The 24,957-nt window shown below is 65.6% G+C and carries 17 protein-coding genes; 10 read left to right on the top strand and 7 right to left on the bottom strand.

What is annotated here, in order from left to right; all coding sequences use genetic code 11:
• Positions 1-10: 10 nt before the first annotated feature.
• From ACEN9F_RS17660 to ACEN9F_RS17645, 4 genes are read left to right on the top strand one after another with little or no spacing between them, the layout of a single operon-like run.
• Positions 11-370: a hypothetical protein gene (locus ACEN9F_RS17660; protein ID WP_413421761.1), complete on the top strand. Its 360-nt coding sequence runs from the start codon at positions 11-13 to the stop codon at positions 368-370.
• A 57-nt stretch (positions 371-427) separates the two neighbouring features.
• Complete coding sequence (locus ACEN9F_RS17655) at positions 428-1,648, top strand: TolC family protein (protein WP_413421760.1); 1,221 nt, start codon at positions 428-430, stop codon at positions 1,646-1,648.
• Entirely contained in the window at positions 1,641-2,816 is a 1,176-nt protein-coding gene (locus tag ACEN9F_RS17650) for an efflux RND transporter periplasmic adaptor subunit (RefSeq protein WP_413421758.1), read from the top strand. Before ACEN9F_RS17655 ends, ACEN9F_RS17650 begins: the two co-directional genes overlap by 8 nt.
• 14 nt (positions 2,817-2,830) lie before the next feature.
• On the top strand, positions 2,831-5,977 hold the full coding sequence (locus tag ACEN9F_RS17645; RefSeq protein ID WP_413421756.1) for an efflux RND transporter permease subunit: 3,147 nt from the start codon (positions 2,831-2,833) through the stop codon (positions 5,975-5,977).
• A gap of 48 nt (positions 5,978-6,025) precedes the next feature.
• On the opposite strand, the gene ACEN9F_RS17640 is transcribed toward ACEN9F_RS17645, so the two are convergent.
• The 4 genes from ACEN9F_RS17640 to ACEN9F_RS17625 form a co-directional block, all read right to left on the bottom strand.
• Entirely contained in the window at positions 6,026-8,089 is a 2,064-nt protein-coding gene (locus tag ACEN9F_RS17640) for a glycoside hydrolase family 97 protein (protein WP_413421754.1), read from the bottom strand.
• 13 nt (positions 8,090-8,102) lie between these two features.
• On the bottom strand, positions 8,103-9,608 hold the full coding sequence (locus tag ACEN9F_RS17635) for a tryptophan halogenase family protein (RefSeq protein WP_413421752.1): 1,506 nt from the start codon (positions 9,606-9,608) through the stop codon (positions 8,103-8,105).
• Between the two features lie 2 nt (positions 9,609-9,610).
• Positions 9,611-10,975, bottom strand: coding sequence for an alpha-amylase family glycosyl hydrolase (locus tag ACEN9F_RS17630; RefSeq protein WP_413421750.1), 1,365 nt, complete (start codon positions 10,973-10,975; stop codon positions 9,611-9,613).
• A gap of 63 nt (positions 10,976-11,038) precedes the next feature.
• A complete protein-coding gene (locus ACEN9F_RS17625; protein ID WP_413421748.1) occupies positions 11,039-13,867 on the bottom strand; it encodes a TonB-dependent receptor in 2,829 nt (942 codons plus the stop codon).
• Between the two features lie 228 nt (positions 13,868-14,095).
• On the opposite strand from ACEN9F_RS17625, the gene ACEN9F_RS17620 reads away from it, so the two are divergent.
• Together ACEN9F_RS17620 and ACEN9F_RS17615 are read left to right on the top strand one after the other, a co-directional pair.
• Entirely contained in the window at positions 14,096-14,749 is a 654-nt protein-coding gene (locus tag ACEN9F_RS17620) for a response regulator transcription factor (protein ID WP_413421746.1), read from the top strand.
• The gene (locus tag ACEN9F_RS17615; protein WP_413421744.1) at positions 14,742-16,130 is read left to right on the top strand and encodes a sensor histidine kinase; all 1,389 of its coding nucleotides are present in this window, start codon (positions 14,742-14,744) and stop codon (positions 16,128-16,130) included. Before ACEN9F_RS17620 ends, ACEN9F_RS17615 begins: the two co-directional genes overlap by 8 nt.
• Positions 16,131-16,200: 70 nt before the next feature.
• Here ACEN9F_RS17615 and acpA read toward each other — a convergent pair whose 3' ends face one another.
• Positions 16,201-18,339, bottom strand: coding sequence for an acid phosphatase (acpA, locus tag ACEN9F_RS17610; RefSeq protein ID WP_413421742.1), 2,139 nt, complete (start codon positions 18,337-18,339; stop codon positions 16,201-16,203).
• A gap of 149 nt (positions 18,340-18,488) precedes the next feature.
• Between acpA and ACEN9F_RS17605 the strand changes: the two genes are divergently transcribed.
• Entirely contained in the window at positions 18,489-19,712 is a 1,224-nt protein-coding gene (locus ACEN9F_RS17605) for a cytochrome-c peroxidase (RefSeq protein ID WP_413421740.1), read from the top strand.
• A gap of 50 nt (positions 19,713-19,762) precedes the next feature.
• A complete protein-coding gene (locus ACEN9F_RS17600) occupies positions 19,763-22,423 on the top strand; it encodes a polysaccharide deacetylase family protein (protein ID WP_413421738.1) in 2,661 nt (886 codons plus the stop codon).
• Between the two features lies 1 nt (position 22,424).
• Here ACEN9F_RS17600 and ACEN9F_RS17595 read toward each other — a convergent pair whose 3' ends face one another.
• Together ACEN9F_RS17595 and ACEN9F_RS17590 are read right to left on the bottom strand one after the other, a co-directional pair.
• Positions 22,425-22,736 carry a cupin gene (locus ACEN9F_RS17595; protein ID WP_413421736.1) on the bottom strand — a complete coding sequence of 104 codons (312 nt, stop codon included), beginning with the start codon at positions 22,734-22,736 and terminating at the stop codon, positions 22,425-22,427.
• On the bottom strand, positions 22,733-23,317 hold the full coding sequence (locus ACEN9F_RS17590; RefSeq protein ID WP_413421734.1) for a DJ-1/PfpI family protein: 585 nt from the start codon (positions 23,315-23,317) through the stop codon (positions 22,733-22,735). Before ACEN9F_RS17590 ends, ACEN9F_RS17595 begins: the two co-directional genes overlap by 4 nt.
• A 92-nt stretch (positions 23,318-23,409) precedes the next feature.
• On the opposite strand from ACEN9F_RS17590, the gene ACEN9F_RS17585 reads away from it, so the two are divergent.
• Both ACEN9F_RS17585 and ACEN9F_RS17580 read left to right on the top strand, forming a co-directional pair.
• The gene (locus ACEN9F_RS17585) at positions 23,410-24,387 is read left to right on the top strand and encodes a GlxA family transcriptional regulator (RefSeq protein WP_413421732.1); all 978 of its coding nucleotides are present in this window, start codon (positions 23,410-23,412) and stop codon (positions 24,385-24,387) included.
• Positions 24,388-24,399: 12 nt separating this feature from the next.
• A complete protein-coding gene (locus ACEN9F_RS17580) occupies positions 24,400-24,792 on the top strand; it encodes a hypothetical protein (RefSeq protein WP_413421730.1) in 393 nt (130 codons plus the stop codon).
• The last annotated feature ends 165 nt before the right edge of the window (positions 24,793-24,957 follow it).

Below are 24,957 nucleotides of genomic sequence, written 5' to 3'. Positions count from 1 at the left end.
CAATGGCGTTGTGAAAAAAATACTGCTCATCCTGCTGCTGACGATCCTGCCCATCCAGTACTCCTGGTCGATGGCTGCCGTCTATTGCCAGCATGAGCCGGCCAAGGTGTCGCACTTCGGCCATCACGGCCATGCGCATGAGGCCCTGTCCGACGACGGCGCCGACAAGAGCAAGCCGTCCAAGGCACATGCCGATTGCGAGGTCTGTCATCACGCGGTGCAGGCTTCGGTGCCGGCCGCCGACGCGCCGCTGATGGCGGTTGTCGCGCGTGCCTATGCGCCGTCGCTGCCGTCGCAGTACCTGTCCCATATCTCCGAAGGGCCGCCCCGGCCCAACTGGCTGCTCGTCGCCTGGCGCGACGAGGCCTGATCTCTTCTTTCCTGTTTAAGCCTCGTCGAATTCCTTTCCCTTTGTTTGGAGAATTCGATGTTCAAGTATTTTTTGCCGCTATGCGTAGCGGCGTGGCCGGCCTATGCGCTGGCCGAAATCGAGCCGGCCGCGCCGCTGACGCTGCAAACGGCGCTGGCGCTGGCCGCCGGCGCCAACAGCGAGCTGTCCGCCGCGCGCCATGAAGTGCAGGCGGTGGAAGGCGCGGTACAGCAGGCCGGCCTGTCGCCCAATCCCTCGCTGTCGATGGAGCGCGTCGATACCCGTCGCGATACGCGGGAAACCACGCTGCAATTGAGCCAGCCGCTGGAACTGGGCGGCAAGCGCGCCGCGCGCGTGCAGGCGGCCGAGCGCGGACGCGACACCGCGACGGCGGAACTGGCCGTGAAACAGGCGCAGGTACACGCCGACGTCATCGCCGCATATTTTGCGGTGCTGGCCGCGCAGGAGCAGCTGCGGCTGGCGCGCGAGGCCGATGAGCTGGCGCAGCGCGCGGCGGCGGCGACCGGACGGCGCGTGGTGGCCGGCAAGGTGTCGCCGGTGGAGGAGACGCGGGCGCGGGTGGCCGCGTCCTCGGTGCAGCTGGAGCTGATGCGCGCCGCCAGTACGCTGGCGACGGCGCGCAAGCGGCTCGCCGGCCTGTGGGGCAATACCGCACCCCGCTTCGAGCGGGCCGAAGGCGCGGTGGATGCGTTGCCGGCGCTGCCAGACCAGGCCGCGCTGCAACAGCGGCTGGCGCGTTCGCCGGCGATGGCGCTGGCGCGCTCGCAGTTGGGCCGGGCGCAGGCGCTGGCGCAGGTCGAGCTGTCGCGCCGCACGCCGGACGTCACGCTCAATATCGGTAGCAAGCGCTCGGAGGAACTGGGGCGCACGCAGGCGGTGTTCGGCGTTTCCGTGCCACTGCCGTTCTTCGACCGCAACCAGGGCAACGTGCTGGAGTCGGCGCGCCGCGTCGACAAGGCGCGCGACGAACTGGCGGCGACGGCGCTGCGGCTGGACGCGGAACTGTCGCAGGCGCGCGAGGAGTTCGAGCTGGCGCTGCGGCAGGCGCACGCGCTGCGCAACGACATCCTGCCGGGCGCACAAAGCGCGTATGACGCGGCCAGCACCGGCTTCGAATACGGCAAGTTCGGCTTTCTCGACGTGCTCGACGCCCAGCGCACTTTGCTGCAGGCGAAATCCCAATATCTGAACACGCTGGCGGAGGCGCACCGCGCCATGGCCGCCATCGACCGCATTCTCGGAGTAAGCCATGAGTAAATTCGTGAGTAAAAAACAAACCATCGCCATCGCTGTCATGGCGGCGATCGGCCTGCTGCTGGCGGCGCTGCTGCTGATGCCCAAGCGCGAGGCCGCCCCGGCTTCGGAGCCGGAGCACGCCGAAAGCGCGCAAGAGGAAATCGTCAAGCTGGACGACGCGCAGGCCAAGGCGGCCGGCATCGTGCTGGCTGCTGCGGCGCCGGCCAAGATCGGCACCGCCATCACGCTGCCCGGCGAGATCCGCTTCAACGAAGACCGCACCGCGCACGTGGTGCCCAAGCTGGCCGGCGTGGTGGTCAGCGTCAGCGCCGAGTTGGGGCAGAATGTGCGGCAGGGCCAGGTGTTGGCCGTCGTCGCCAGCAGCGGCCTGTCCGACCAGCGCAGCGAACTGCTGTCGGCGCAACGCCGGCTGGCGCTGGCCGGCACCACTTTCGAGCGAGAACGCAGGCTGTGGCAGGACAAGATCTCCGCCGAGCAGGATTATCTGCAAGCCAAACAGGCGTTCAACGAAGCCGAGATCGCGGTGCAGAACGCGCGCCAGAAGCTCAATGCTTACGGCGCGGGGGCAGGCGCCGGCGGCTCGCAACTGAACCGGCTGGAGCTGCGCGCGCCGTTCGACGGCGTCGTGATGGAGAAGCACCTGGCGCTGGGCGAGGCGGTCAAGGAGGACGCCAATGTCTTCACCATCTCCGACCTGTCCTCGGTGTGGGCCGAACTTGCAGTGCCGCCCCGTGACCTGAATCGCGTGCGCGTCGGCGAAACGGTGCTGGTGAAGGCCGCCGCATTTGATGCGCAGGCCAGCGGCAAGATCACCTACGTCGGCTCGCTGCTGGGCGAGCAGACCCGCACCGCCAAGGCGCGCGTGGCGCTGGCCAATCCGGAGCGCGCATGGCGCCCGGGCCTGTTCGTCAATGTCGAGGTACAGGCCGGCCAGTCCGATGTCGCCGTCACGGTCGTCGCCGACGCCATCCAGACCGTGGAAGACAAGCCTACGCTGTTCGTCAAGACGGCAGGCGGCTTCCGCGTGCAGCACGTGGTGACCGGCCGCAGCGACGGCAGGCTGGTCGAGGTACTGCAAGGCCTGAAGGCGGGCGAGCGGTACGCCTCGGCCGGCAGCTTCGTCCTCAAGGCGGAGCTGGGCAAGGGCAGCTCCGAGCATGAACATTGAGGCGGGAGGACAGCATGTTTGAACGCATCATACGATTCGCTATCCACCAGCGCTGGTTGGTATTGCTGATAGTCGCCGCGATGGCGGCGCTGGGCGTCTACAGCTATCAAAAGCTGCCGATCGACGCCGTGCCGGACATCACCAACGTGCAAGTGCAGGTCAACACCGCCGCGCCGGGCTACTCGCCGCTGGAAACCGAGCAGCGCGTGACCTTCCCGCTGGAGACGGTGATGGCGGGCCTGCCCGGACTGGAGCAGACCCGCTCCCTGTCGCGCTATGGCCTGTCGCAGATCACCGTCGTGTTCAAGGACGGCACCGATCTGTTCTTCGCGCGCCAACTGGTCAACGAGCGTATGCAGCAGGCCAGGTCCGAGCTGCCGGACGGCGTGACGCCGGCGCTGGGTCCCGTGTCGACAGGGCTGGGCGAGATCTACCTGTGGACGGTGGAGGCCAAGCCGGGCGCGAAGAAGGCCGATGGCACGCCATACACGCCGACCGACCTGCGCGAGATCCAGGACTGGATCATCAAGCCGCAGTTGCGCAACGTGGCAGGCGTGGCGGAGATCAACTCCATCGGCGGCTACGCCAAGGAGTTCCAGGTCGCGCCGGACCCGGGCCGGCTGGCATCGCACGGACTGGCGCTGCCGGACATCGTCGCAGCGCTGGACCGCAACAACGGCAACGCCGGCGCTGGCTACATCGAGAAGCGCGGCGAACAGTTGCTGGTGCGCGCGCCGGGGCAAGTCAGGTCGCTGGACGACATCCGCAACATCATCCTCGGCAATGTCGACGGCGTGCCGGTGCGCATACAGGACGTGGCCGATGTCGACATCGGCCGCGAACTGCGCACCGGCGCGGCCACCGAGAATGGCGAAGAAGTGGTGCTCGGCACAGTGTTCATGCTGGTCGGGCAGAACAGCCGCGCCGTGGCGCTGGCGGTGGACAAGAAGATGGTCGCCATCAACCGCACCCTGCCCGCCGGCGTGCAGGCGGTGACGGTGTACGACCGTACCACGCTGGTCGACAAGGCCATCACCACGGTCAAGAAGAACCTGCTGGAAGGCGCGGTGCTGGTGATCGCGGTGCTGTTCCTCTTCCTCGGCAACCTGCGTGCGGCGCTGATCACGGCGATGGTGATCCCGCTGGCGATGCTGTTCACCTTTACCGGCATGGTCTCGTACAAGGTCAGCGCCAATCTGCTCAGCCTTGGCGCGCTGGACTTCGGCATCATCGTCGACGGTGCGGTGGTCATCGTCGAGAACTGCGTGCGGCGTTTGGCGCATGCGCAGGCCCGCCTTGGCAGGCCGCTGACCCGCACCGAGCGTTTCGACGAAGTCTTCGCAGCAGCCGGCGAGGCGCGCAGGCCGTTGCTGTTCGGGCAGTTGATCATCATGGCGGTCTACCTGCCGATCTTCGCGCTGGCCGGCGTTGAAGGCCGCATGTTCCATCCGATGGCGCTGACGGTCGTGATGGCGCTGGCTGGCGCGATGATCCTGTCGATCACCTTCATCCCGGCGGCGGTGGCGCTGTTCATCGGCGACAACGTCGTGGAGAAGGACCATCCGCGCATCACCGGCTGGTATGCAGTGGCTCTCGAACGCGTACTGGCCAACACACCGGTGGTGCTGACCTTTGCCGGAATCGCGGTGGCGTTGTCGGTGCTGCTTGCCACGCGCATGGGCAGCGAGTTCGTGCCCAGCCTGAACGAAGGCGACATCGCGATCCAGACGCTGCGCATACCCGGCACGGCGCTGGTGCAATCGGTGGAGATGCAGAAGCAGATCGAAGTGACCTTGAAGCGCAAGTTCCCCGAGATCGAACGGGTGTTCGCGCGCATCGGCACCGCGGAAATCGCCTCCGATCCGATGCCGCCGAATATCTCGGACGGCTACATCATGCTCAAGCCGGAATCGCAATGGCCCAAGCCGAGAAAATCGCGCAGTGGGCTGCTGGCGGAGATCCAGCAAACCGTCGAGCGTTTGCCGGGCAATTCCTATGAGTTCTCGCAGCCCATCCAGTTGCGCTTCAACGAACTGATATCGGGCGTGCGCAGCGATGTCGCCGTCAAGTTGTTCGGCGACGACATGGCGGTGCTCAACGAGACAGCGGGCCGCATTGCGGCTTCGCTGAACAAGGTGGAAGGCGCGACCGAAGTCAAGATCGAACAGACCAGCGGCCTGCCGATGCTGACGGTCGACATCGACCGCGGCAAGACGGCGCGCTATGGCCTCAACGTCGGCGACGTGCAGGAGACCATCGCCACGGCGGTCGGCGGCAAGCAGGCCGGCACCATGTTCGAAGGCGACCGCCGCTTCGACATCGTGGTGCGGCTGCCGGAAGCGATGCGCAACGACCTCGATGCGCTGGCGCGATTGCCGGTACCGCTGCCGCGCGCCTCCGGCGGCGCAGCCAACTTCATCCCGCTGGGCGAGGTAGCGACGTTCAGCATCGCACCGGGTCCGAACCAGGTCAGCCGCGAGGATGGCAAGCGGCGTGTCGTCATCAGCGCCAATGTGCGCGGGCGGGATATCGGGTCGTTCGTCGAAGAAGCGGAAGAACGTCTGCAGAAAGTGACGATCCCGCCGGGCTACTGGACCACGTGGGGCGGGCAGTTCGAGCAACTGCAATCGGCGTCGCGGCGCCTGCAGATCGTGGTGCCGGCGGCGCTGGTCCTGGTGATGGTGCTGCTGTTCGCGATGTTCGGCAATTTGAAGGATGGGCTGCTGGTCTTCAGCGGCATACCGTTCGCGCTAACGGGCGGCATTGCCGCGCTGGCGCTGCGCGGGATACCGCTGTCGATATCGGCGGCGGTTGGCTTCATCGCGCTGTCGGGCGTTGCCGTGCTCAATGGGCTGGTGTTGATCTCCTTCATCCGCAAGCTGCGCGAGGAAGGCCGCACAGTGGAACAGGCGATCCGCGAAGGATCGTTGGGCCGCTTGCGTCCCGTCTTGATGACAGCCTTGGTAGCATCGCTGGGCTTCATCCCGATGGCGATCGCCACCGGCACCGGCGCCGAAGTCCAGCGCCCGCTGGCGACGGTCGTCATCGGCGGCATCCTCTCCTCCACCGCCCTCACGCTGCTGGTGCTGCCGCTCCTGTATCGCATCGCGTACCTCAACTCCGGGGTCAGGTCCAGAATGCGGACACGGACTCTACCTTAGATGCGTTAAGGCAGAGGCTGTGTCCAGATTCTGGACCTGATCCCGGATTTAGTTGCTGATGGGCGTCAGGCGGATCGCCTGGCCGCCGCCGGGGGCGAGCTTGAGCTGGAGGATCGTTTTGGCGGTGACGATCTTCTTTTCGATGACGATGTCGAAGCGGTGGCTGGTGCGGTAGTCGGCTTTGTCGCCGTCGCGGTAGATCTCGGCGGTATAGCGCTTGCCGGGATCAAGGAAGGCAAGCGGCAGCGGCAGCGCGCGCGCCGAGCCGTCCGTTACCGAGCCGACGTACCAATCGTCCGAGCGTCGATCCTTGCGCGCGATGGTCGCATACTCGCCCATCGCGCCATTGATCACCCGCGTGTCCGACCAGTCGGTCGGCACGTCCTTGATGAACTTGAACGGGCCCGGATACTTCTCGTAGTTTTCGATCAGGTCCGCCGCCATCACGATGGGCGAATAGATCACCACGAAGCTGGCCAGCTGCTTGGCCTGCGTCGAGTTGATCGGCCGGCCCTTGACGCCTTCCAGGCTCAGGATGCCCGGCGTGTAGTCCATCGGCCCGCTTAGCATACGCGTGAAGACCAGGTTCACTTCATGATCGACGCTGTTAATCGGGTTGCCCCAGGCGTTGTACTCCATGCCGCGCGCACCTTCGCGCGAAACCCAGTTCGGATAGGTGCGGCGCAGGCCCGTGTCCTTGATCGGTTCATGCGTATCGATGGCCAGCTTGTAGCGCGCCGCCTCCGTCACCGCTTTCAGGAAGTGACGCGAGCCTTCCTGCGAATCGGTATAGCCGAAATGCGTCTTGCCGTCAGGGCCCGCAAATAGCGCCGCACCGGCATCGACTACGTAACCTGACTTGATGCTGTCAACGCCATGGCGAGCGTAAAGCTGGTAGCCGGCGTCCATCTGCTGTTCATAGCGCGCCACATTGCCGCCGGTTTCATGATGGCCGATCAGGCGCACGCCCTTGCTGATGGCGTAGGCGCTGGCAGCCGGCAGGTCGAAGTCCGGATACGACTCGGTGAAGCTGAACGCCGAGCCGCTGCCCGACCAGTTGCCGTCCCATCCCAGGTTCCATCCCTCCACCAGCACGCCCCGGAAGCCGTTCTTCGCGGCGAAGTCGATATAGCGCCTGGTGTTTGCCGTGGTGGCGCCATGCTTTGCGCCCGAGCCCCAGGTGCTTTTCTCCAGGTGCATCTCCCACCACACGCCGACAAACTTCGACGGCTTCACCCACGAGACATCACCCAATTTATTTGGCTCGTTCAGGTTCAGCACCAGATCCGACATATACAGGCCGCCCGCGCTGTCGGCGATCTGCATGGTGCGCCACGGGGTCGTGAACGCGCCCTGCCGCTCCACCGGCGCGCCAATGGCCGACGGCGTCAGGTGCGCGCGCAGCTTCTGGCCTTCCACCTTGCGCAGCCACATCGACGCATAATCGACCAGCGCCGCCTCGTGGAAGGCGATGTGCGTGCCATCCTTGGTGCGGATGGTCATCGGCGTGTTCGCCATCCCCACTTCGCTCAGCGGCGACTTGTGCGTCGCGTACTCCAGCGCCGCCTGTTCGCCCGCCTGCTGCCACCAGGCGGTGGCCGGCGACGCGACGACGAACTCTGTCAACTCGTCGCTGATTTTGGTTTCCTTGAGTTGCGGCTGGTCCGGAATCTCGTAGCGGAAGCCGACGCCGTCGTCGAACACGCGGAATACCAGCGCCATGCGCCGGTTCTCGAACGCTTTCTGCACCAGCTCCAGCCGCAGTTCCTTGTAGTGGTTGCGCACGTAGCGGCGCTCGCCCCACGGCTGTTCCCAGGTGTCGTCATGCTCAGTGACGAACTGCTTGTCCAGCGTGAAGCCGTTGTCCAGCTGCGGAGCGTTCGCCAGCAGGAAGCCCAGCCGCGACGGCGCGATCAGCTGCTTGCCGCGCCGCTGGATCTCGTACGCCAGCCGGCCGCCGTCACCCAGCTGCACGGCGACGCTGATGGCCTGGTTGGGTGAGGTCACGGTGGCCAGCACTTCATCGGCCCACACACTGCCGGAGCTGGCATACACGCCCAGCATCATGCAGGCGGCGGAGATCCAGCGGATTCGAACGGGATTGGTTTGCACTGATGGTTCCTTGTTATCTGGATGCGCAGCGCGCCGCGATGTAGGCGGCGTGCGACGGCATCTGGTTGACGCATTGTCCGATCACCGAGGCGATGTCGTCCAGGTATTCGGCGACTTCTCTTTCCGACAGCAGGTCGGCCAGCGGATGGTAGCCGTCGGCCTGGACACGCTGGCCATGCAGCACCTGCAGCCAGCCGACTTCGGCGAATAGTTCGTTGTCGACGCGGACGATGCGGCCGCGCGAGCGGTACAGCTCCATCTTCTCGCGCAGCGTGTCCGGCACGTCCATGGTGCGGCAGTAGTCCCAGAAAGGCGTGTCGTTGCGCTCCGTCGCGTGGTAGTGCAGGATCAGGAAGTCGCGGATGCGCTCCACCTCGAAATCGCACTGGCGATTGAACTCGGCGATGTCCGCCGCGCGGAAACCCTTGTCGGGGAAGAAGGTGATCAGCTTGGCGATGGTCGACTGGATCAGGTGAATGCTGGTCGATTCCAACGGCTCCATGAAACCGGACGACAGGCCGACCGCCACCACGTTCTTGTTCCACACCTGCTTGCGCTTGCCGGTGGTGAAGCGCAGCAGCTTCGGTTCCCCCAGCGCGCGGCCGTCCAGGTTGGACATCAAGATGGACGCCGCTTCGTCGTCGCTCATGAACTTGGACGAGAACACATGGCCGTTGCCGGTGCGGTGCTGCAGGCCGATGCGCCACTGCCAGCCGGCCGGCCGCGCGGTCGCGCGCGTGTACGGCGTCAGTTCGCCACCCAGCTCACACGGCACGGCATAGGCGCGGTCGCACGGCAGCCAGTGGGTCCAGTCTTCGAAACCGGTGTGCAGCGCCTGTTCGATCAGCAGGCCGCGGAAGCCGGAGCAATCGATGAACAATTCGCCGCCCAGCAGTTCGCCGCTCTCCATGCGCACCGCGTCGACGTGACCATCCGACGCGCGCACCAGCGTATCGACCACCTTGCCCTCGATGCGCACTACGCCATTGGCTTCGCTGTACTTGCGCAGGTAGCGTGCGTAAAGCCCGGCGTCCAGGTGGAAGGCGTGCACGATATCGCCCAGCGGCGAGTTGCCGTGCGAACGGTCGGCACGCATGAATTTATTCGCCTTGGCCGCCATGCGGTTGATCGAGTATTCTTCGATATCGGGCGCCTTGCCCGCCTGGTGCATGCGTAGCCAGTACTGGTAGAACGGCAGCGTCGCCAGGTCCTGGCCGAAGATGCCGAAGCCGTGCATGTAGCTGTCGCCGATCCGGCCCCAGTCGCGGAACTCGATGCCCAGCTTGAAGGTGGCCTTGGTCTCGCGCATGAACTCATCTTCGTCGATGCCCAGCACAGTGTTGAACAGCTTGATCATCGGGATGGTCGATTCGCCCACGCCGACGGTGCCGATATCTTCCGACTCGATCAGCGTGATCTTCACTTTGCCGCCCAAGACCCGCGACAGCGCCGCCGCCGTCATCCAGCCGGCCGTGCCGCCACCGACGATCACCACACTGCTGATGTTCCGTTGTTCCATTCTTAGTCTACCTTCACCAGGATACGATAGCTCCATGGCGCCAGGTCGAAGCGGCTATCGCCATCCACGCGCACCGTCTCCCCGGTGGTGAAATCGCGATAGCCGCCGACGTGCAGGTCGTCGCGGAAGCCGGCTTGCACCGGTTGTCCGCTCAGGTTGAACACCGCGAACACCTTATCTTTGGCGTTCTGCCGCACGAAGCTGAAGACCTGCTTCGGCGCGCTGTTCGGCACCTGCACCATGGTGGCGCCCCATTGTCCATTCCATAATGCCGTATTTTTCTTCTTCAGTGCCAGCAGCTTTTTATACAGCACGGCATATGGCGACGGCTGCCACTGTATCGCATCGCGCTCGAAGAAGGCCAGCCGCTTGCGGTTGCCGGCCTCCTGGCCGTTGTAAATCATCGGCATGCCTTCGCTGACGAAGGAGAACACGATGGCCGCATCCACCGCCGCGCCGAAGATCTCGAACTCGGTGCCGTCCCAGGCGTTCTTGTCGTGGTTGGTCGTGTACAGCATGCGGTAGGCCTGCTTGGGATAGAACTTCTGGTTCCAGGCGTAGTAGGTGTAGAGCGAGGTGGCGTCGGCCTTGCCCTCGGCGATGGCGCGCAGGCCTTCCCACCAGGTCCAGGCGTAGCTGGCGTCGAAGGCATAGGCATGCATGTCGCGGCTCTCCCACTCGGCCAGCATGAACACCGGCTTGATGGCGCGCAGCTCGCGGCTGGCGTTGTCCCAGAAGTCCTGCGGTATCAGGCCGGCGGCGTCGACGCGGTAGCCGTCGACGCCGGCCTCGCGCACCCAGTACGCCATCGCCTGCGTCATGTAGCGGCGCAGGCCGGGCTGGGTGTAATCGAGGTCGATGATGTCGTCCCAGTCGTACCACGGTGTCGGATGCGGATTGCCCTTACGGTCCTTCTCGTACCACTCCGGATGGCTGGTGCGCAGCACGTTGTCCCACGCGGTGTGGTTGCCGACCCAGTCGAGGATCACATGCAGGCCCAGGCCGTGCGCCGCCGCGACGAAGTGCTTGAACTCGTCCGGCGTGCCGAACTCCGGATTGACGGCCATGTAGTCGCGCACCGCGTAAGGGCTGCCCAGCGCGCCCTTGCGCTTGACCTGGCCGATCGGGTGGATGGGCATCAGCCACAGGATGTCGACGCCCAGTTCCTTGAGGCGCGGCAGCTGCTGTTCGGCGGCGCGGAAAGTGCCCTCGGGCGTAAACTGGCGGGTGTTGATCTGGTAGATGCTGGCGTTGCGGGTCCACTCGGCGTTCTGGAAATGGACATAGGGTTGCGGCTGATACGGATCGGCGGCGTTGGCCGCGCCAGCGGCGGCGAACATCAGCGCAAGGAATAGGGATTTGATCATGGGGGGCCAATAAAAAAAGCCGGATGCCCCGCGAGGGAACGGGGCATCCGGTAAAGTACTACCTTAGAACTTGACGTTGAGGCCAGCCGTGTAGGTCCGTCCGTAGACCACCGTATTGGTGATCTGGTTCGGATCCGAGGTGTATTCGCGGAACGGGGTATTGGTCCAGTTATGCCCTTGCAGGAAGACCGACACGCCTTTCAGCCAACCGCTCTGGAACTCGTAGGACGCCTGCAGGTCGACGATGGTCTCGCCCTTGATGAAGGTGAACTGCGAATCGCTGCGGTAGTCCAGGATCTGGCCGACAAAGCTGGAGCGGCGGTGCGCGGCCCACGCCAGCTGCAGGCCGTGGTTCTCGTAGTAGACGCGCACGCTGCTGACATCCTTCGACAGGCCCGGCAAGCTGATCTCGCTCACACTGCCGTTGAACACGGGGCTGTTCTGCGGCGAGACGAAGCCGCTGGTCGGCAGCCTCACCGAGCTGTCGGTGTGCGAGTAGTTGGCCGCCACGCCGAAACCGTCCAGCCACTGGGTCGCCAGCGAGAACGGCACGTTGAGCGCCAGCTCGTAGCCATGCATATTGCCGCCCGAGCCGTTCTGCGGCTTGGTCAGGAAGCCGACGGTGGAACCGGCATATGGGCCGGTGGCCGGCAGCGGCGTGTTGGCGCTGGTGTAGGGCTTGAAGTCGAACTGCTGCGGTGCGTTGATGATGTAGTTGTCCAGCTTCTTGAAGAAACCGGCCACGCTGATGTAGCCCTTCTTGCCGAAGTACTTCTCGTACGACAGGTCGAGCGAGCGCGCCGCGTAGGGCTTCAGTTCCGGGTTGCCGGCAAAGCCGGTCAGCGCCGGCGCTACCGAGGTGGCGTTCTGCACCGCGAAGTCCATGCTGGCCTTCATGTTGTCCAGGTTGGCGCGCGAGATCTGCTTGCCGGCGCCGAAGCGCAGCTTTTGCTCGCTGCCCAGGTCGAAGGCCAGGTTCATGCTCGGCAGCACGTTGGTGTAGCTGGTGCCGCCGGTGCGCACGCTGTACGGGCAGGTGTCGAAGGTGATGCCGGTGCAGCGCGCCAGGTCGACCTGGTTGCCCGACGAGTTCTGCTTGGTGTTGACCACCTGCAGGCCGATGTTGCCGCTGTACGGCAGCGCCATCAGGTTGCCATCCAGGTCGGCCATCGCATAGGCGGTGGTGACTTTCTCGCCGACCGACCAGTCGCGCGCCAGCACGGTGGCGTCGACCCAGCGGTTCAGTTCATAGATGGTGCCCAGCGTGCCGGTGGGATCGAACGACGCCACCATGATGCCCGAGGCGCCGGCCGCTTCCACCGCGGTGCCGGGGATGGCGGCGCTGGCGTAGCCGTCGCCGCCCTTGACCGAGAGCCGGCCTTCCTGGCCGGTGCGCGACTTGTCGCGCTTGGTGAAGTTGAGGCCGAAATGGGCGTTGGTCAGCGGGCCCCAGTCCAGTTCGCGGTGCGCGGTCAGGCGCGCGCTCTGGACGGTATCGTCGATGTTGGGCAGGCTGACATAGCCGGCCTGCGGCGAGTTCGGTCCGCCGCCCCAGCCGTCGACGTCGGTCAGCAGCGCCACCTTGCGATCCGAGTAATCCAGGCTGGGCTTGTATTTGACGTCGGCGAAGTTGCTGCCGTTGAAGCCGCTAAAGGTGACCGAACCCAACTGGCTGGCCGGCGTATTGCCCGGCTGGCCGGCGGTGGTTTCGTAGTTGGAGATGTTCTTCACGCCGTGCGAATACGACAGGTCGGCCTCGGCGCGCCACTTGTCGTCGAGCTTGAGTTCATTGTTCCAGCCGAAGGAGGCCAGGCGGTCCGTGTTCGAATACACGTGGTTGCGGACGTCGGCCTTGTAGTTGCTGATGGTGCCGCTGGTGGCGATGCCGTTGGCCACCACGGCGTTGGACAGCACGCCGTTCGGGTCGTACAGGCCGGTGCTGCCGGCCACCGAGCCTTCGATGCCGGTCTTCTTGGTGCTCTCGTCGCCGCGCGAGTAAAACACGTCGACGGTCGAGCGGAAGTTCTGGTTGGGCTTGTACTGCAAGGTCAGCGAGGCGCCGTCGCGGTCGTTCTTGCGGCGCGAGGTCTCGGCCAGGAAGCCGCTCGGCGCCTTGGCGATGCCGCCGTTGTAGGCCATGTCGGTGGTGCCGCCGCCCCAGCTGTCGAACTTCAGCTCGCCGCCGTTGTCCTGCTTGAACTTGGTCAGGCCCAGCGACAGGCCGATGGTGCGGTTGGCGAACTGGTCGACGTAGGTGAAGGTCACGCGGTGGCCCGAGCCCAGGTCCGAGCCGGAATCGTAGCCGATGCGCTCCTTGCGCGCGCTGGCTGCCAGCACGCGCTTGCCGAAGTCCAGCGGGCGCAGGGTGCGCAGGTCGATGGTCGAGGCCAGGCCCTGGCCCATCAGGCTGGCGTCCGGGGTCTTGTAGACCAGCACCGAGGCGGTCAGCTCGGATGGGAACAGGTCGAATTCGGGGCTGCGGGCGTCGCTGGTGGAGGCTTGCTCGCGGCCGTTGAGCAGGGAGCCGTTAAAGCTCGGCGACAGGCCGCGCACGCTGACGTCGGTGGCCTTGCCGTTGGTCTTGTTGCGCTGGGTGGTCACGCCGCTCAGGCGCGAGATCGACTCGGCCACGGTATTGTCGGGCAGCTTGCCGATGTCCTCGGCCGAGATGGCCTCGACGATGGAGCTGGAATTCTTCTTGATCGAAATCGCTTCCTCGATGCCGCGGCGGATGCCGGACACGGTGACGATGGCGATCTCGCCGTCGGCCTTTTTCTTGGCTTCGGCTTTGGTCTCGTCGGTATCGGCCTGCTGCGCGTGGACGGCGCCGGACAGGCTGAGCATCAGCAGCGTGCATGCCGCCGCCACCGGCTTGAGTCGGAATGTGGTCATATGTCTCCCTAAGAATTATTTTGATTGCGGGACTGATGATGTAATAGAAGAAAAACAGGGTCAATTGCTCAGTGCGGCGAAAATAAAGAAAGCCTGAAGATTGGCCGCCAAGTGCCTGATTTCGCGCCGAATGCCTTGTGGAATGCGGTTGTGGCGTTTTCCAGACGTCCGCGTAATTCAACTACAAAGCGCCAAAACCGCTGCTACACTGCGCACATGAAAATACTGATGATCGAAGACGACCTGGCCATCGGCCGGGCGCTGCTGGCGGTGTTCCAGGACGAGGGACACGCGGTGGTCTGGGTGCGCATGGCGGCCGGCGCGGTGGTCCGCGTGCAGGCCGAGCCGTTCGACGCCGTGCTGCTCGACCTCGGCCTGCCGGACGGCGACGGCGCCACGCTGCTGCGCGACATGCGGGCGCTGGGGCTGGGCTTGCCGGTGTTGATCATGACCGCGCGCGACAGCCTCGAAGACCGCCTCAACGGCTTCAACACCGGCGCCGACGACTATCTGATCAAACCGTTCGAGATCCCGGAACTGCTGGTGCGGCTGCGCGCCATCGTGCGCCGTGCCAGCGGCAATGTCGACGGCGCCGAAGCGCTATGGACCTCGGGCGAGCTGGTGCTCGACGAAAGCCGCATGCTGGTCACGCGCGCCGGCGCGGCGGTGTCGCTGTCGCGCACCGAGTTCGCGCTGCTGCTGACCTTGATGAAGGAATCGGGCCGGGTACTGACGCGCACCGAACTGGAGCAAGGCGTGCTGCCACACAGCGAAGGGCAGACGCTGGACGTGCACATCTCCAATCTGCGCAAGAAGATCGGCGACCGCGTGATCCGCACGGTGCGCGGGGTCGGCTACATGGTGCAGCGCGGCCATGAATAAGCCCTCGTCGCTGTTCCGCCGGCTGATGCTGGGTTTCAGCGGCGTCATCGCGCTGGTTGCGCTGGCCGGGTTCACCTATGTCGCCTTCGAAGCCAAGGCCACGCAGCGCAACCGCACCGCCACCGAAAACGCCGCGCACACGCGCGAAGTGCTGCTGCACATGACGGAGATCGCCGGCCGGCCCGAGCAGATGCGCAAGGCAGGCGCCGAGCTGGAGGCGGTGCGCAAGGAAATGTTCCGCGAGCTGGACTACCACTCGCGGGTGCGGCTCCGCGTCTGGAAGGATGGCGCGCTGGTATTCAACTCGCAGCCGGCGCTGCCGGACACCTTGCCGGCGCCGGGCAGCGCCGCCGCGCACAAGGCCAACGCCTGGGTCAGCGCGGTCGAGCGCGACGCCGGCAGCGGGCTGGTGGTCGAGCGCAGCCACGAGGTGGACGATGAATGGATGCTGAGTTTTTCCGGCGTCAGTTTTTTGCTGTCGTCGACGATCTTCAGCCTGCCCCTGCTGTTGTTGCCGGCCTGGCTGATCGTCGGCATCGGGCTGCGGCCGCTGCGTTCGATCGCCGAGCAGATCGAAGCGCGTTCGGTATTCGACCTGACGGCGCTGCCGGACTCCAAGTATCGCGAACTGTCGCCGCTGGTCACGGCGATCAACCGGCTGATGATGCGGCTCAGCCAGCGCATCGAGCGCGAGCATGAATTCCTCACCGACGCCGCGCACGAACTGAAAACGCCGCTGGCGGCGATCCAGATCAACGCCCACCTGCTGCTGAGCCGCAGCGTGGCCGAGAACGCCGAACGCAGCGCCGAAGCGGGGCAAGGCCTGCGCGACGGCGTCGCGCGCGCCACGCACATGGTGCATCAATTGCTCGCGTTCGAACGCGCGCGCGCCGAGCCGAACGCCGAACCCTTGCCGCAGACCGACCTGTGCGGCTTCGTGCGCAGCCGGTTGGCGTCGGCGGCGCCGCTGGCGTTGCAGAGGGGGATAGATATCGAATTCCAGTCGGAAGCAGCGTGCGGCATGCCGATGCACGCGGAAAGCATGGCGGCGCTGCTGGATAACCTGATCAGCAACGCCATCAAGTACTCGCCGGAATCGGGGCGGATCGCGGTGAAGCTGGCGGCGCGGGAACAGGGCTACCGGCTGACGATCGCCGACCAAGGACCGGGCATTGCTCCGGCCCTGCATCAAAAAGTATTCGAGCGCTTCTACCGCGTACCGGGCCAGGAGCAATCCGGCAGCGGCTTAGGGTTAGCGATCGCCGAACGCGCAGCCGAGCGCAACGACGGCCACATCACGCTCGCCAGCGACGGCGACGGCCTGACCGTCACCGTCGACTTCCCACTCCGGGGTCAGGTCCAGAACCCGGACACGAACTGAGCTGTATTGCCGCTCTAGCGTCGAGCTCGTGTCCGAATGTCGGCACTGACACCGGGGTTGGACACCGGGGTTACTCTTGCGGGGTGAGGGCGAGGGCGGCGCTGAAGTCGCCCATCGGCTTGGCGCCGTTGGCGGCTAACGCTTTGTCGCGCACGCTCAGGCCGTCCAGTACCGGCAGGTTGAAGCGGTGCGTGATGGCGCGCAGGATCGAGGCGGAGTCGTATTGCGTGTGATCCACTGTCCCTTTTTTCACGTACGGCGAGACGATGATCGCCGGTACCCGCGTGCCCGGACCCCAGCGGTCACCCTTCGGTGGGCTGGCGTGGTCGTAGAAGCCGCCGTTTTCATCGTAGGTGACGATGACCAGCATGTTCTTCCACTGCGGGCTCTTCTTCAGCTTGGCGATGACGTCGGCGATGTGGGCGTCGCCGTCCGCTACCGAGGCGTAACCCGCGTGCTGGTTCAGGTTGCCCTGCGGTTTGTAGAAGGCGACCGGCGGCAAGGTGCCGTTGGCGGCGTCGGCGATGAATTGCGTGTCGTAGTCCTTCAGGTGCGCCGCGCGGTAGGCCGGGTTCTTGACCGGATCCATGTTGGCGAAGTAGTTGAACGGCTGGTGGTGGAACTGGAAGTTAGGCGGATTGCTGATCGTGCCGCGCGTGGCGCCGGTGGTGGCGGCCGTGGTGTCCTTCCAGGCGCCGGCGTACCAGGCCCAGTCGATGCTCTTGCCGGTCAGCATGTCGCCGATGTTCTTCTGCGTCTGCGGCGGCAAGGTCGTGGCCTTGCTGGTGTCGGCGTACAGGTGGGTGGTGTCGTCGGCCGCGAAGCTGTTGCTGCTCGGCTGGAACGGCGGCTGCATGGTGTTGACCGCGTAGAACATGCCGGTCGCGTCGGCCGGCGTGATGGCGCCGTCGTTGGCGTAGGCCGGCGCGCCGTTCAGCACGCTGGTCGGCGCGGTGGCCGACGGCGTCAGGCGCACGAAGTTGCCTTTCGAGTCGACGTCGATCTTGGCGATCGAACCGGATGCGACCGATTTGTCGGCGTTCGGGTATTGCGGCGCGCAGGCACAGATCAGGTACTGGTGGGTCAGGAAGGAGCCGCCGAAGGCGCCGATGTACAGGTTGTCGGCCAGCGCGTATTGCTTGGCGATGTCCCACATCTTCATCTTGCTGCCATCGTAGTAGCCCATGGTCAGGCCGCCGGCGTCGGTGTAGGCCGCGAACTTGTCGTTGGCGCCGCCGTTGATCTGCATCTGGTTGTTGTAGAAGCGGTGCACCAGGTCGCGCGTGATGACCGATTGGGCCATCGCGATTGGGCTGTTGGCGTCGTCGATCTGGAACGGCTTGTTCGGCAGGTTGGCCGATTGCGCCTGCGTGATCACCACGCTCTGGCCGGCGGCGGCCATGCCGCCCCAGGTCGGCGGCAGCACCGGCAGCGTGCTGCCGTCGAAGTCTTTCTGCGGCACGTAGGCGGACGTCGAGGTCGGGTTCACGCCCGGCACGCCGTTGGCGCCGGGGAACAGGCCGTACAGATTGTCGAAGCCGCGGTTTTCCGCGTAGATGACGACGATGTTCTTGATGTTGTTGAGCGCCAGGCCGCCGGTCAGCGTGGCGGCGATGTCGGCCGGCGCGCTCTGCGTGCTGGCGGCGGCGATCAGGTCGGTGATGCTGGCGTTTTCCGCCTTCAGCCTGGCCTGGTCGTCGCCCGTGACCTTGTTGATGTCGGCCAGCAGATTGGCTTCGCTGACGCCGACCTTGGCGGCCAGCTGGCTGCTGGCGGCGTTGAAGTCGCCGCCGTTGGCGTCCATCAGCGTGGTCAGTTCGGTGGAGATGGCGTCGACGATGCCGGTATGGCCGCTCGGCGCGCGGAACAGCAGCTTTTGCGTGACCTTGGTGCCGGCGTCGCCGATGGCGTCGTGGCGGATGGCGTCGGTGCCGACGGTGACCAGCAGCGCGCCCTTGTCGACGCCGGTGACGGCGAAGCTGCCGTCGGCGCCGGTGCGCACGGTGCCGGAGTTGCTGTCGCAGGTCAGCTTGGCGGTGGCGCTTTCCAGGCAGACCACGGCGTTTTCATAATAGCTGCCGACCACCTGGCCGGTGATGCTCGGCACGCTGTCGGAGGAGCTGCCGCACGCGATCAGGCCGGCGCCCATGCCTAGCGATGCCAGCAGCAGCGGCAATGGCCGCAGTGCCAATTGCAATTTCGTTTTCATCTTCTTTGCCTTGTGGGTGGGGTGTGAAAACGGCTCATGCTATGGAGCAAATATGTCAGGACGATGAAATCAAAGCGACATAAAAGTATCGTTTTGTATCGCTTTCTAACAGTCATGTAGCGGTAACGTCATATTGCTAAGCTGCGTGCATGAAAACGATTTATGCACTGTTGATTGCCGCGCTGCTCGGCGCCTGCCATTCCGAACCGCCGCCGGCCGCCGCGGCGGCCGCCTACGCGCCCAGCCAGAAACGCCAGCCCACCGTGCCGGAGCTGACGGCGATGGGCCGCGCCATGTTCAGCGAACCGAGCCTGTCGGCGTCGGGACGCAGTTCCTGCGCCAGCTGCCACAGCCCGGACAACGCCTTCAGCCCGTCCAACCGGCTGGCCGTGCAGCTGGGCGGCGACGACATGGCGACGCAGGGCACACGCGCCGCGCCGTCGCTGCGTTACATCCAGAACGTGCCGCCGTTCACCGAGCACTATCACGACGACGACGGCGACGACAGCGTGGATGCCGGTCCGACCGGCGGCCACAACTGGGACGGCCGCGTGCAGTCGGCGCACGAGCAGGCGCTGGGCCCGCTGCTGTCGCCGCGCGAGATGGGCAACAAGGATGCGGCGGCGGTGCTGGCCAAGTTGCGCGGCGGTCCGCTGGCCGCGCAGTTCCGCCAGACTTTCGGCGCCGATATCTTCGACCGTCCGCAGGCGGCGATGCAGGGCGCGCTGATGGCGCTGGAAGTGTTCCAGGAAAGCCCGGCCGACTTCTATCCCTACACCAGCAAGTACGACGCCTACCTGCGCAAGCAGGCCACGCTGACCGCGCAGGAGCTGCGCGGCCTGTCGCTGTTCAACGACGAGACCAAGGGCAATTGCGCCTCCTGCCATATCAGCCGGATCATGCAGGGCGCCTTCCCGCAGTTCACCGACTACGGCTTGATCAACCTAGGCGTGCCGCGCAACGGCAAGCTGGCGGTGAACGCGAATCCACAGTATTTCGATCTCGGGCTGTGCGGCCCGGACCGCACCGACCTGCGCGAGCACAAGGAATACTGCGGCCGCTTCAAGACGCCGTCGCTGCGCAACGTGGCGCTGCGCAAGGTCTACTTCCACAACGGCAGCTTCGACAGCCTGGAGCAGGTGGTGCGTTTCTACGTCCAGCGCGATACGGCGCCGCAGAAGTGGTATCCGAAAAATCCCGACGGCAGCGTCCACAAGTTCGACGACCAGCCGGCCGGCATGGACGCCAACGTCAATATGGAAGCGCCATTCGGCGGCAAGCCGGGCGACAAGCCGGCGCTGGACGACAAGGAAATCGCCGACGTGGTGGCTTTCCTGAAAACGCTGACCGACGGCTACACGGTGAAAAATTAGCAAATGTGTCATAGAATGCTGATTCCGTTGCTCAAGAGAATCGCATTCATATGAAATACGCCAAGCATTTGACGATCGCCGCCGTGGTGCTCGCCGTGGCCGGCGCCGGCGCCTACGTCGCGCTGCGACCCAAGCCCGCCGCCGCACCGGCCGGTCCCGCCGTGGTGGCCGGCCCGACGCCGCAGGTCCTGCCGGAGTTGCACAATATGCTGGCGGCCTACCGCAAGATCATCGTGCTGTTCGCCGACGAGAAAAACTTGTCCGAGAGCGACCGCAAGGCCGCCGCGCAGGTCGGGCAATCGCTGTTCCATGAAAACCTGGAACGGCTGGCCGGCGTGCAGAAAATGCTGGAGCAAACCCAGGTGCTGCCGCAGTCGCAGCGCGACGCCGCCGACGATGCGCTGCTGTCGTACATCGAGTCGGCCGGCGACCTGTTCGACGCCGACCGGCTGGCCTTCCGCGAAGTGCTGATCACGCTGCAGAAGCTGGCCGCCGCCGACCAGACGCTGCCGGCGATCAAGCTGCACAAGCGCGTCAGCGAAGACCTGGCCGCGCTGGAAGATATCGAGAAGCAGTACGACAAGGAGTTGAACGGCATTTTCGCCCGCTTCGAGACCCGCGCCATCGTGCCCAAGCGCGAGCGCTGGGACGACTACGTCGCCCACCTGCGCAAGCTGTACAGCCGCGAGCAGATCATGAAGGACTACGGCGTCATCGTGCCGTATCCGGAGCCGCCGAAGACGGTAGAGCAGGAAGCGGAGACCAAGGAAATCTTCGGCAACGGCTTGCCGGCCAAGACCGTCGTGCTGACCTTCGACGACGGCCCGCACGGCACCTACACCGAGGAAGTCGCCGCCATCCTCAAGCAATACAATGTGCCGGGCGTGTTCTTCCAGGTCGGCCAGAACGTCGGCCGGCTCGACGCGCAGGGCAAGCAGACGCTGGGCAAGAACGCGGCCGAGAGCCGCCGCCTGATCGACGCCGGCCATACCGTCGGCAACCATAGCTTCAGCCACGCCCAGCTGTCCAAGCAAAAGGGCGACGCGCTGTACGGCGAGATCGCCAACGCCGACCAGATGCTCAAGGCCGCCGACCCGCGCCGCTCGCAGCTGTTCCGCTTCCCTTACGGCGCCCGCAACGCCGAGGGCATGGCGGTGCTGTCCAAGCTGGGCCTGCGCTCGGTGATGTGGAATATCGATTCGCTGGACTGGGCCGATCCGGTGCCGAGCTCGATCGCCAACCGCGTGCTGACCACGCTGGGCAAGGAGCAGCGCGGCATCATCCTGTTCCACGACATTCATGAGCGCAGCGTCAAGGCGTTGCCGATGGTGCTCGACAAGCTGATCGCCGACGGCTACAGCTTCGCCGGCTGGGATGGCCAGTCGTTCAAGGTGGCCCAGGGCAGCCGGCCGGAGCCGGAGAAGATCGCCGTCAGCACCGGCTACGCCAACAGCTATGCGGTGGTGATCGGCATCAACGATTACCAGAAATGGCCGAAGCTGCAATACGCGGTGCAGGACGCCAAGGCGATCCGCGATACGCTGGTCAACCGCTTCGGCTTCGCCAACGAGCGCGTGTTCACGCTCAGCAACGGCGAGGCCACGCGCAACAACATCCTGGCGCTGTTCCACGACAAGCTGGCCGACGCCCGCTTGAACAAGGACGACCGCATCTTCGTGTTCTTCGCCGGCCACGGCGCCACGCGCCAGCTCAGCTCGGGCCGCAACCTGGGCTACATCATCCCGGTCGATTCCGATCCGCAGCAGGTCAGCGTCGACGCCATCCCGATGACGGACTTGCAGAACATCGCCGAAAGCCTGAACGCCAAGCATGTGCTGTTCGTCATGGACGCCTGCTACAGCGGCCTGGGCCTGACGCGCGGCGGCGGCAACAGCGCCTTCCTGCGCGACAACGCGCGCCGCATGGGGCGGCAGATGCTGACCGCCGGCGGCGCCGACCAGATGGTGGCCGACGGCGGCCCGAACGGCCATTCGATCTTTTCGTGGACGCTGCTGCAGGCGCTGGGCGGCAAGGCCGACCTCAACGGCGACGGCCTGATCACGGCGACCGAACTGGCGGCCTACGTGGCGCCGGCGGTGGCCAGCGTCTCGCAGCAGACGCCGGCCTTCGGCAGCCTGCCGGGCTCGGAGGGCGGCGAGTTCGTGTTCCAGCTGCCGGCCGAGGCGGAATTCCTCAGCGCCCAATCGAGCCAGCTGTCGCCGGAGGCGATCGCCATGAACAGCAAGCTGGACACGGGCCGCAGCCAGCAGGCCGACGGCAACACGGTGGTGATCAAGAACCTGCAGGGCGGCGAGCAAAAGATCGCCGCGCCCAAGCCGGTCGATGCGTCCAACCGCCAGCTGGCGCAGCGCGCCAACGACAAGGGCTTGCAGCTGTATAAGGAGAAGCAGTACGCGCAGGCGGAAGCGGCTTTCACCGAGGCGCTGAAGTACCGCCCGGACTTCGGGCTGGCGGCCAACAACCTCGGCTTCGTCTATTACAAGCAGGAGAAATACGCGGAAGCGGCGCGCTGGTTCGAGAACACCATCCAGATCGACGCTTCGCGCGCCATCGCCTACCTGAACCTGGGCGATGCCCGCATGCACCAGGGTGACGGCGACAAGGCCAGGACGGCCTACACCAGCTTCATCGAACTGGCGCCCAACCATCCGAACGCCGCTTATGCGCGCGAGCAGCTGAAGAAGCTGTAAATCAGTCGCTGCCGGCCCGCTCGATGACCAGGATGCGGGCCTGGCCGCGCGGGTGGGCCGAGTGGGCGTCGCCTTCGGCGGCGAAGAACAGGTCGCCGGCCTGCAGCGTGACGACTTGTTCGGCGCCGTCCTGGCGGTAGTGCATGTCGACCACGCCGTCCATCACGGCGAATACTTCCTCGCCGTCGTTGACGTGCCAGCGGTAGGGCTGGTCGGTCCAGTGCAGGCGCACCGTGGCGTCCCGCATGGCGGCGATCAGCTCGGCGCCCCAGGCGCGCGCGGCGGTGAAGTCCTTGCTGCGCACCACCCTCATGCTTCATTCCAGTCGTATTCCATCTGGCGCGCGGTGCGCAGCGCCAGTTCGCGTCCGGCCAGCCGCTCGACCAGGTGCAGCGACATGTCGATGCCGGCCGAGATGCCGCCCGAGGTGACGGTGCGGCCATTGTCGATCCAGCGCCGGTCCTCGCGCACCCGGACCTGCGGCCAGCCGGCGCGCAGGTCGGCGACGTCTTCCCAGTGGGTGGTGACTTCCTGCCCGTCCAGCAGTCCGGCCTGCGCCAGCAGGAAGGCGCCGGTGCAGACCGAGGCCACCAGCTCGCAATCGGGCGCCATGCCGGCGATCCAGGCGATCACCTCCGGCTTGGCCAGCTCGGCCGTCACCACGCCGCCGGGGATGATCAGCACGTCGATCTTGCCGGCGCCGGCGAAATCGGCTTCAGGGTGGACGCTCAGTCCGGCGCGGGCACGCAGCGGCGCCTGGCTGGCGCCGATGGTGCGGACCTGGAATAGTTCGCCGCCGCCAACCCGCTCGGCGCAGGTGAAGACTTCATACGGTCCGGCGAAGTCGAGAACTTCAACATTGTCGAATACATAAATGCCTATGGTGCGTGTCATGCCGTGCTCCTGTGATGGGGATGAATAGGGATGAGGCATCGTCGCACGAAGGCGGTTGACACAAATGACATCGATGGTGGAATATCTGCCAGATGAAACCCATCGATATCTGGCTGCTGGTCTTTCCCGGCTTTGTGCTGCTGGACGCCACCGGTCCGGCCCAGGTCTTTTCCACCGCCAACGACGAAGCGCGCGATGCCGGCCAGGCCGAGCCTTACCGCATCCACGTGATCTCGCCCGATGGCGGCGCGGTGGCGTCGACCGCCGGCGTCACGCTGCTGACCGAAGCGCTGCCGGACCCGGCGCAGCTGGCCGGCGCCACGCTGGTCGTGTCCGGTGGGCGCGGCCTGGAAACCGGCGCCAGCGCGGCGCTGGATCCGGCCGTGGTCGGCTGGGTGCTGCGCGCGGCCGGCCAGGTGGCGCGCTGCTGCGCGGTCTGCACCGGCGCCTTCGTGCTGGCCCGCGCCGGCCTGCTGGACGGCCGCCGCGCCGTCACCCACTGGATGGATGCGCAACAGTTGCAGATCCAGCATCCCGCGATCGAGGTCCAGGACGACGCCATCTATATAAGAGACGGCGCGTTCTACACCTCGGCCGGCATCGCGGCCGGCATGGACCTGGCGCTCAGCCTGGTCGAGGAAGACCGGGGCCGCGCCGCCGGCCTGGGCGTGGCCAAGCGGCTGGTGGTGTTTTTCAAGCGTCCCGGCGGCCAGCGCCAGTTCAGTTCGGAGTTGCTGGCCCAGGCCGATCCGCAAGGCTTGCACGGCCAGTTGACCGGCTGGCTGCGTCCGAGGCTGAAGCAGCAGATCGACGTCGAGCAGATGGCGGCCGCGTTTGCCTTGTCGGTGCGCACGCTGCACCGCCGCCTGCAGCAGGAAGCGGGCATGTCGCCGGCCCAGCTGCTGCTGCGCCTGCGCATGGAAACGGCCTGTGCGCTGCTGGAGCGGCCCGGCATGACGGTCAAGCAGGCCGCCAGCCAGAGCGGCTTCGGCAGCGAGTACAATCTGCGGCGCGCCTTCGCCGCGCAGTTGGGCGTGGTGCCCAGCGAATATCAGGCGCGCTTTGGATGAATCGGAACCGTGATGCTGGAATTTGAAAAGTGGGTCGCCCGCGTGCTGCTGTTGAACAGCGGCTTGGCCTTGGCCGTCAGCCTCGGCCTGCTGGGCCAGCCGCTGGAAGGCGCGGCCGCGTCGTGGGTGTTCGGCGCCGCGCTGCTGGGCTTCCTGGCCGCCGTGCTGTCGCTCAAGCGCTGGCGCAGCGGCTTGTGGGGCGGCCTGCTGTATTACACGCTGCAGCTGGTCAGCTACTTCCCGGCCGCCGGCGGCTGGGCGTTCAGCGTCAAGGCCGGCGTCAGCGTCGGCCTGGTGATGCGCTTCCAGTCGGGCGTACTGGTCATTAATATGGTCGCGCTGGCCCTGCTGGCGGCGACCGCCGCGGTGCTGGCTTGGCGGCTGCGCCGTCCCGAACCCGCCTGAATTGTCAAATTGGCAGCGGTTAACCCCGCTGTTCCGTCATCCGCTTGTCACAGCTTCCCGTCAAAATAGCCACACGGATACATTTCCGCCGTCTCGGCTTGCCAGTAAATCTATTGATTTGAATTAATGGCATTTTATAAAACGCAACTTTTTTAATATATAAAT

Origin of the sequence: Duganella sp. CT11-25, assembly GCF_047302815.1 — a bacterium.
In the GTDB taxonomy this organism is placed as follows: Bacteria; Pseudomonadota; Gammaproteobacteria; order Burkholderiales; family Burkholderiaceae_D; genus Rugamonas.
This window is presented reverse-complemented; position numbering and strand designations above follow the sequence as displayed.

Excerpts from the sequence above, each read along its gene's own strand:
- ACEN9F_RS17655 (WP_413421760.1), top strand. The coding sequence starts at position 428 with ATGTTCAAGTATTTTTTGCCGCTATGCGTAGCGGCGTGGCCGGCCTAT.
- ACEN9F_RS17650 (WP_413421758.1), top strand. The coding sequence starts at position 1,641 with ATGAGTAAATTCGTGAGTAAAAAACAAACCATCGCCATCGCTGTCATG.
- ACEN9F_RS17645 (WP_413421756.1), top strand. The coding sequence starts at position 2,831 with ATGTTTGAACGCATCATACGATTCGCTATCCACCAGCGCTGGTTGGTA.
- ACEN9F_RS17635 (WP_413421752.1), bottom strand. The coding sequence starts at position 9,608 with ATGGAACAACGGAACATCAGCAGTGTGGTGATCGTCGGTGGCGGCACG.
- ACEN9F_RS17630 (WP_413421750.1), bottom strand. The coding sequence starts at position 10,975 with ATGATCAAATCCCTATTCCTTGCGCTGATGTTCGCCGCCGCTGGCGCG.
- ACEN9F_RS17625 (WP_413421748.1), bottom strand. The coding sequence starts at position 13,867 with ATGACCACATTCCGACTCAAGCCGGTGGCGGCGGCATGCACGCTGCTG.
- ACEN9F_RS17620 (WP_413421746.1), top strand. The coding sequence starts at position 14,096 with ATGATCGAAGACGACCTGGCCATCGGCCGGGCGCTGCTGGCGGTGTTC.
- ACEN9F_RS17615 (WP_413421744.1), top strand. The coding sequence starts at position 14,742 with ATGAATAAGCCCTCGTCGCTGTTCCGCCGGCTGATGCTGGGTTTCAGC.
- acpA (WP_413421742.1), bottom strand. The coding sequence starts at position 18,339 with ATGAAAACGAAATTGCAATTGGCACTGCGGCCATTGCCGCTGCTGCTG.
- ACEN9F_RS17605 (WP_413421740.1), top strand. The coding sequence starts at position 18,489 with ATGAAAACGATTTATGCACTGTTGATTGCCGCGCTGCTCGGCGCCTGC.
- ACEN9F_RS17600 (WP_413421738.1), top strand. The coding sequence starts at position 19,763 with ATGAAATACGCCAAGCATTTGACGATCGCCGCCGTGGTGCTCGCCGTG.
- ACEN9F_RS17595 (WP_413421736.1), bottom strand. The coding sequence starts at position 22,736 with ATGAGGGTGGTGCGCAGCAAGGACTTCACCGCCGCGCGCGCCTGGGGC.
- ACEN9F_RS17590 (WP_413421734.1), bottom strand. The coding sequence starts at position 23,317 with ATGACACGCACCATAGGCATTTATGTATTCGACAATGTTGAAGTTCTC.
- ACEN9F_RS17585 (WP_413421732.1), top strand. The coding sequence starts at position 23,410 with ATGAAACCCATCGATATCTGGCTGCTGGTCTTTCCCGGCTTTGTGCTG.
- ACEN9F_RS17580 (WP_413421730.1), top strand. The coding sequence starts at position 24,400 with ATGCTGGAATTTGAAAAGTGGGTCGCCCGCGTGCTGCTGTTGAACAGC.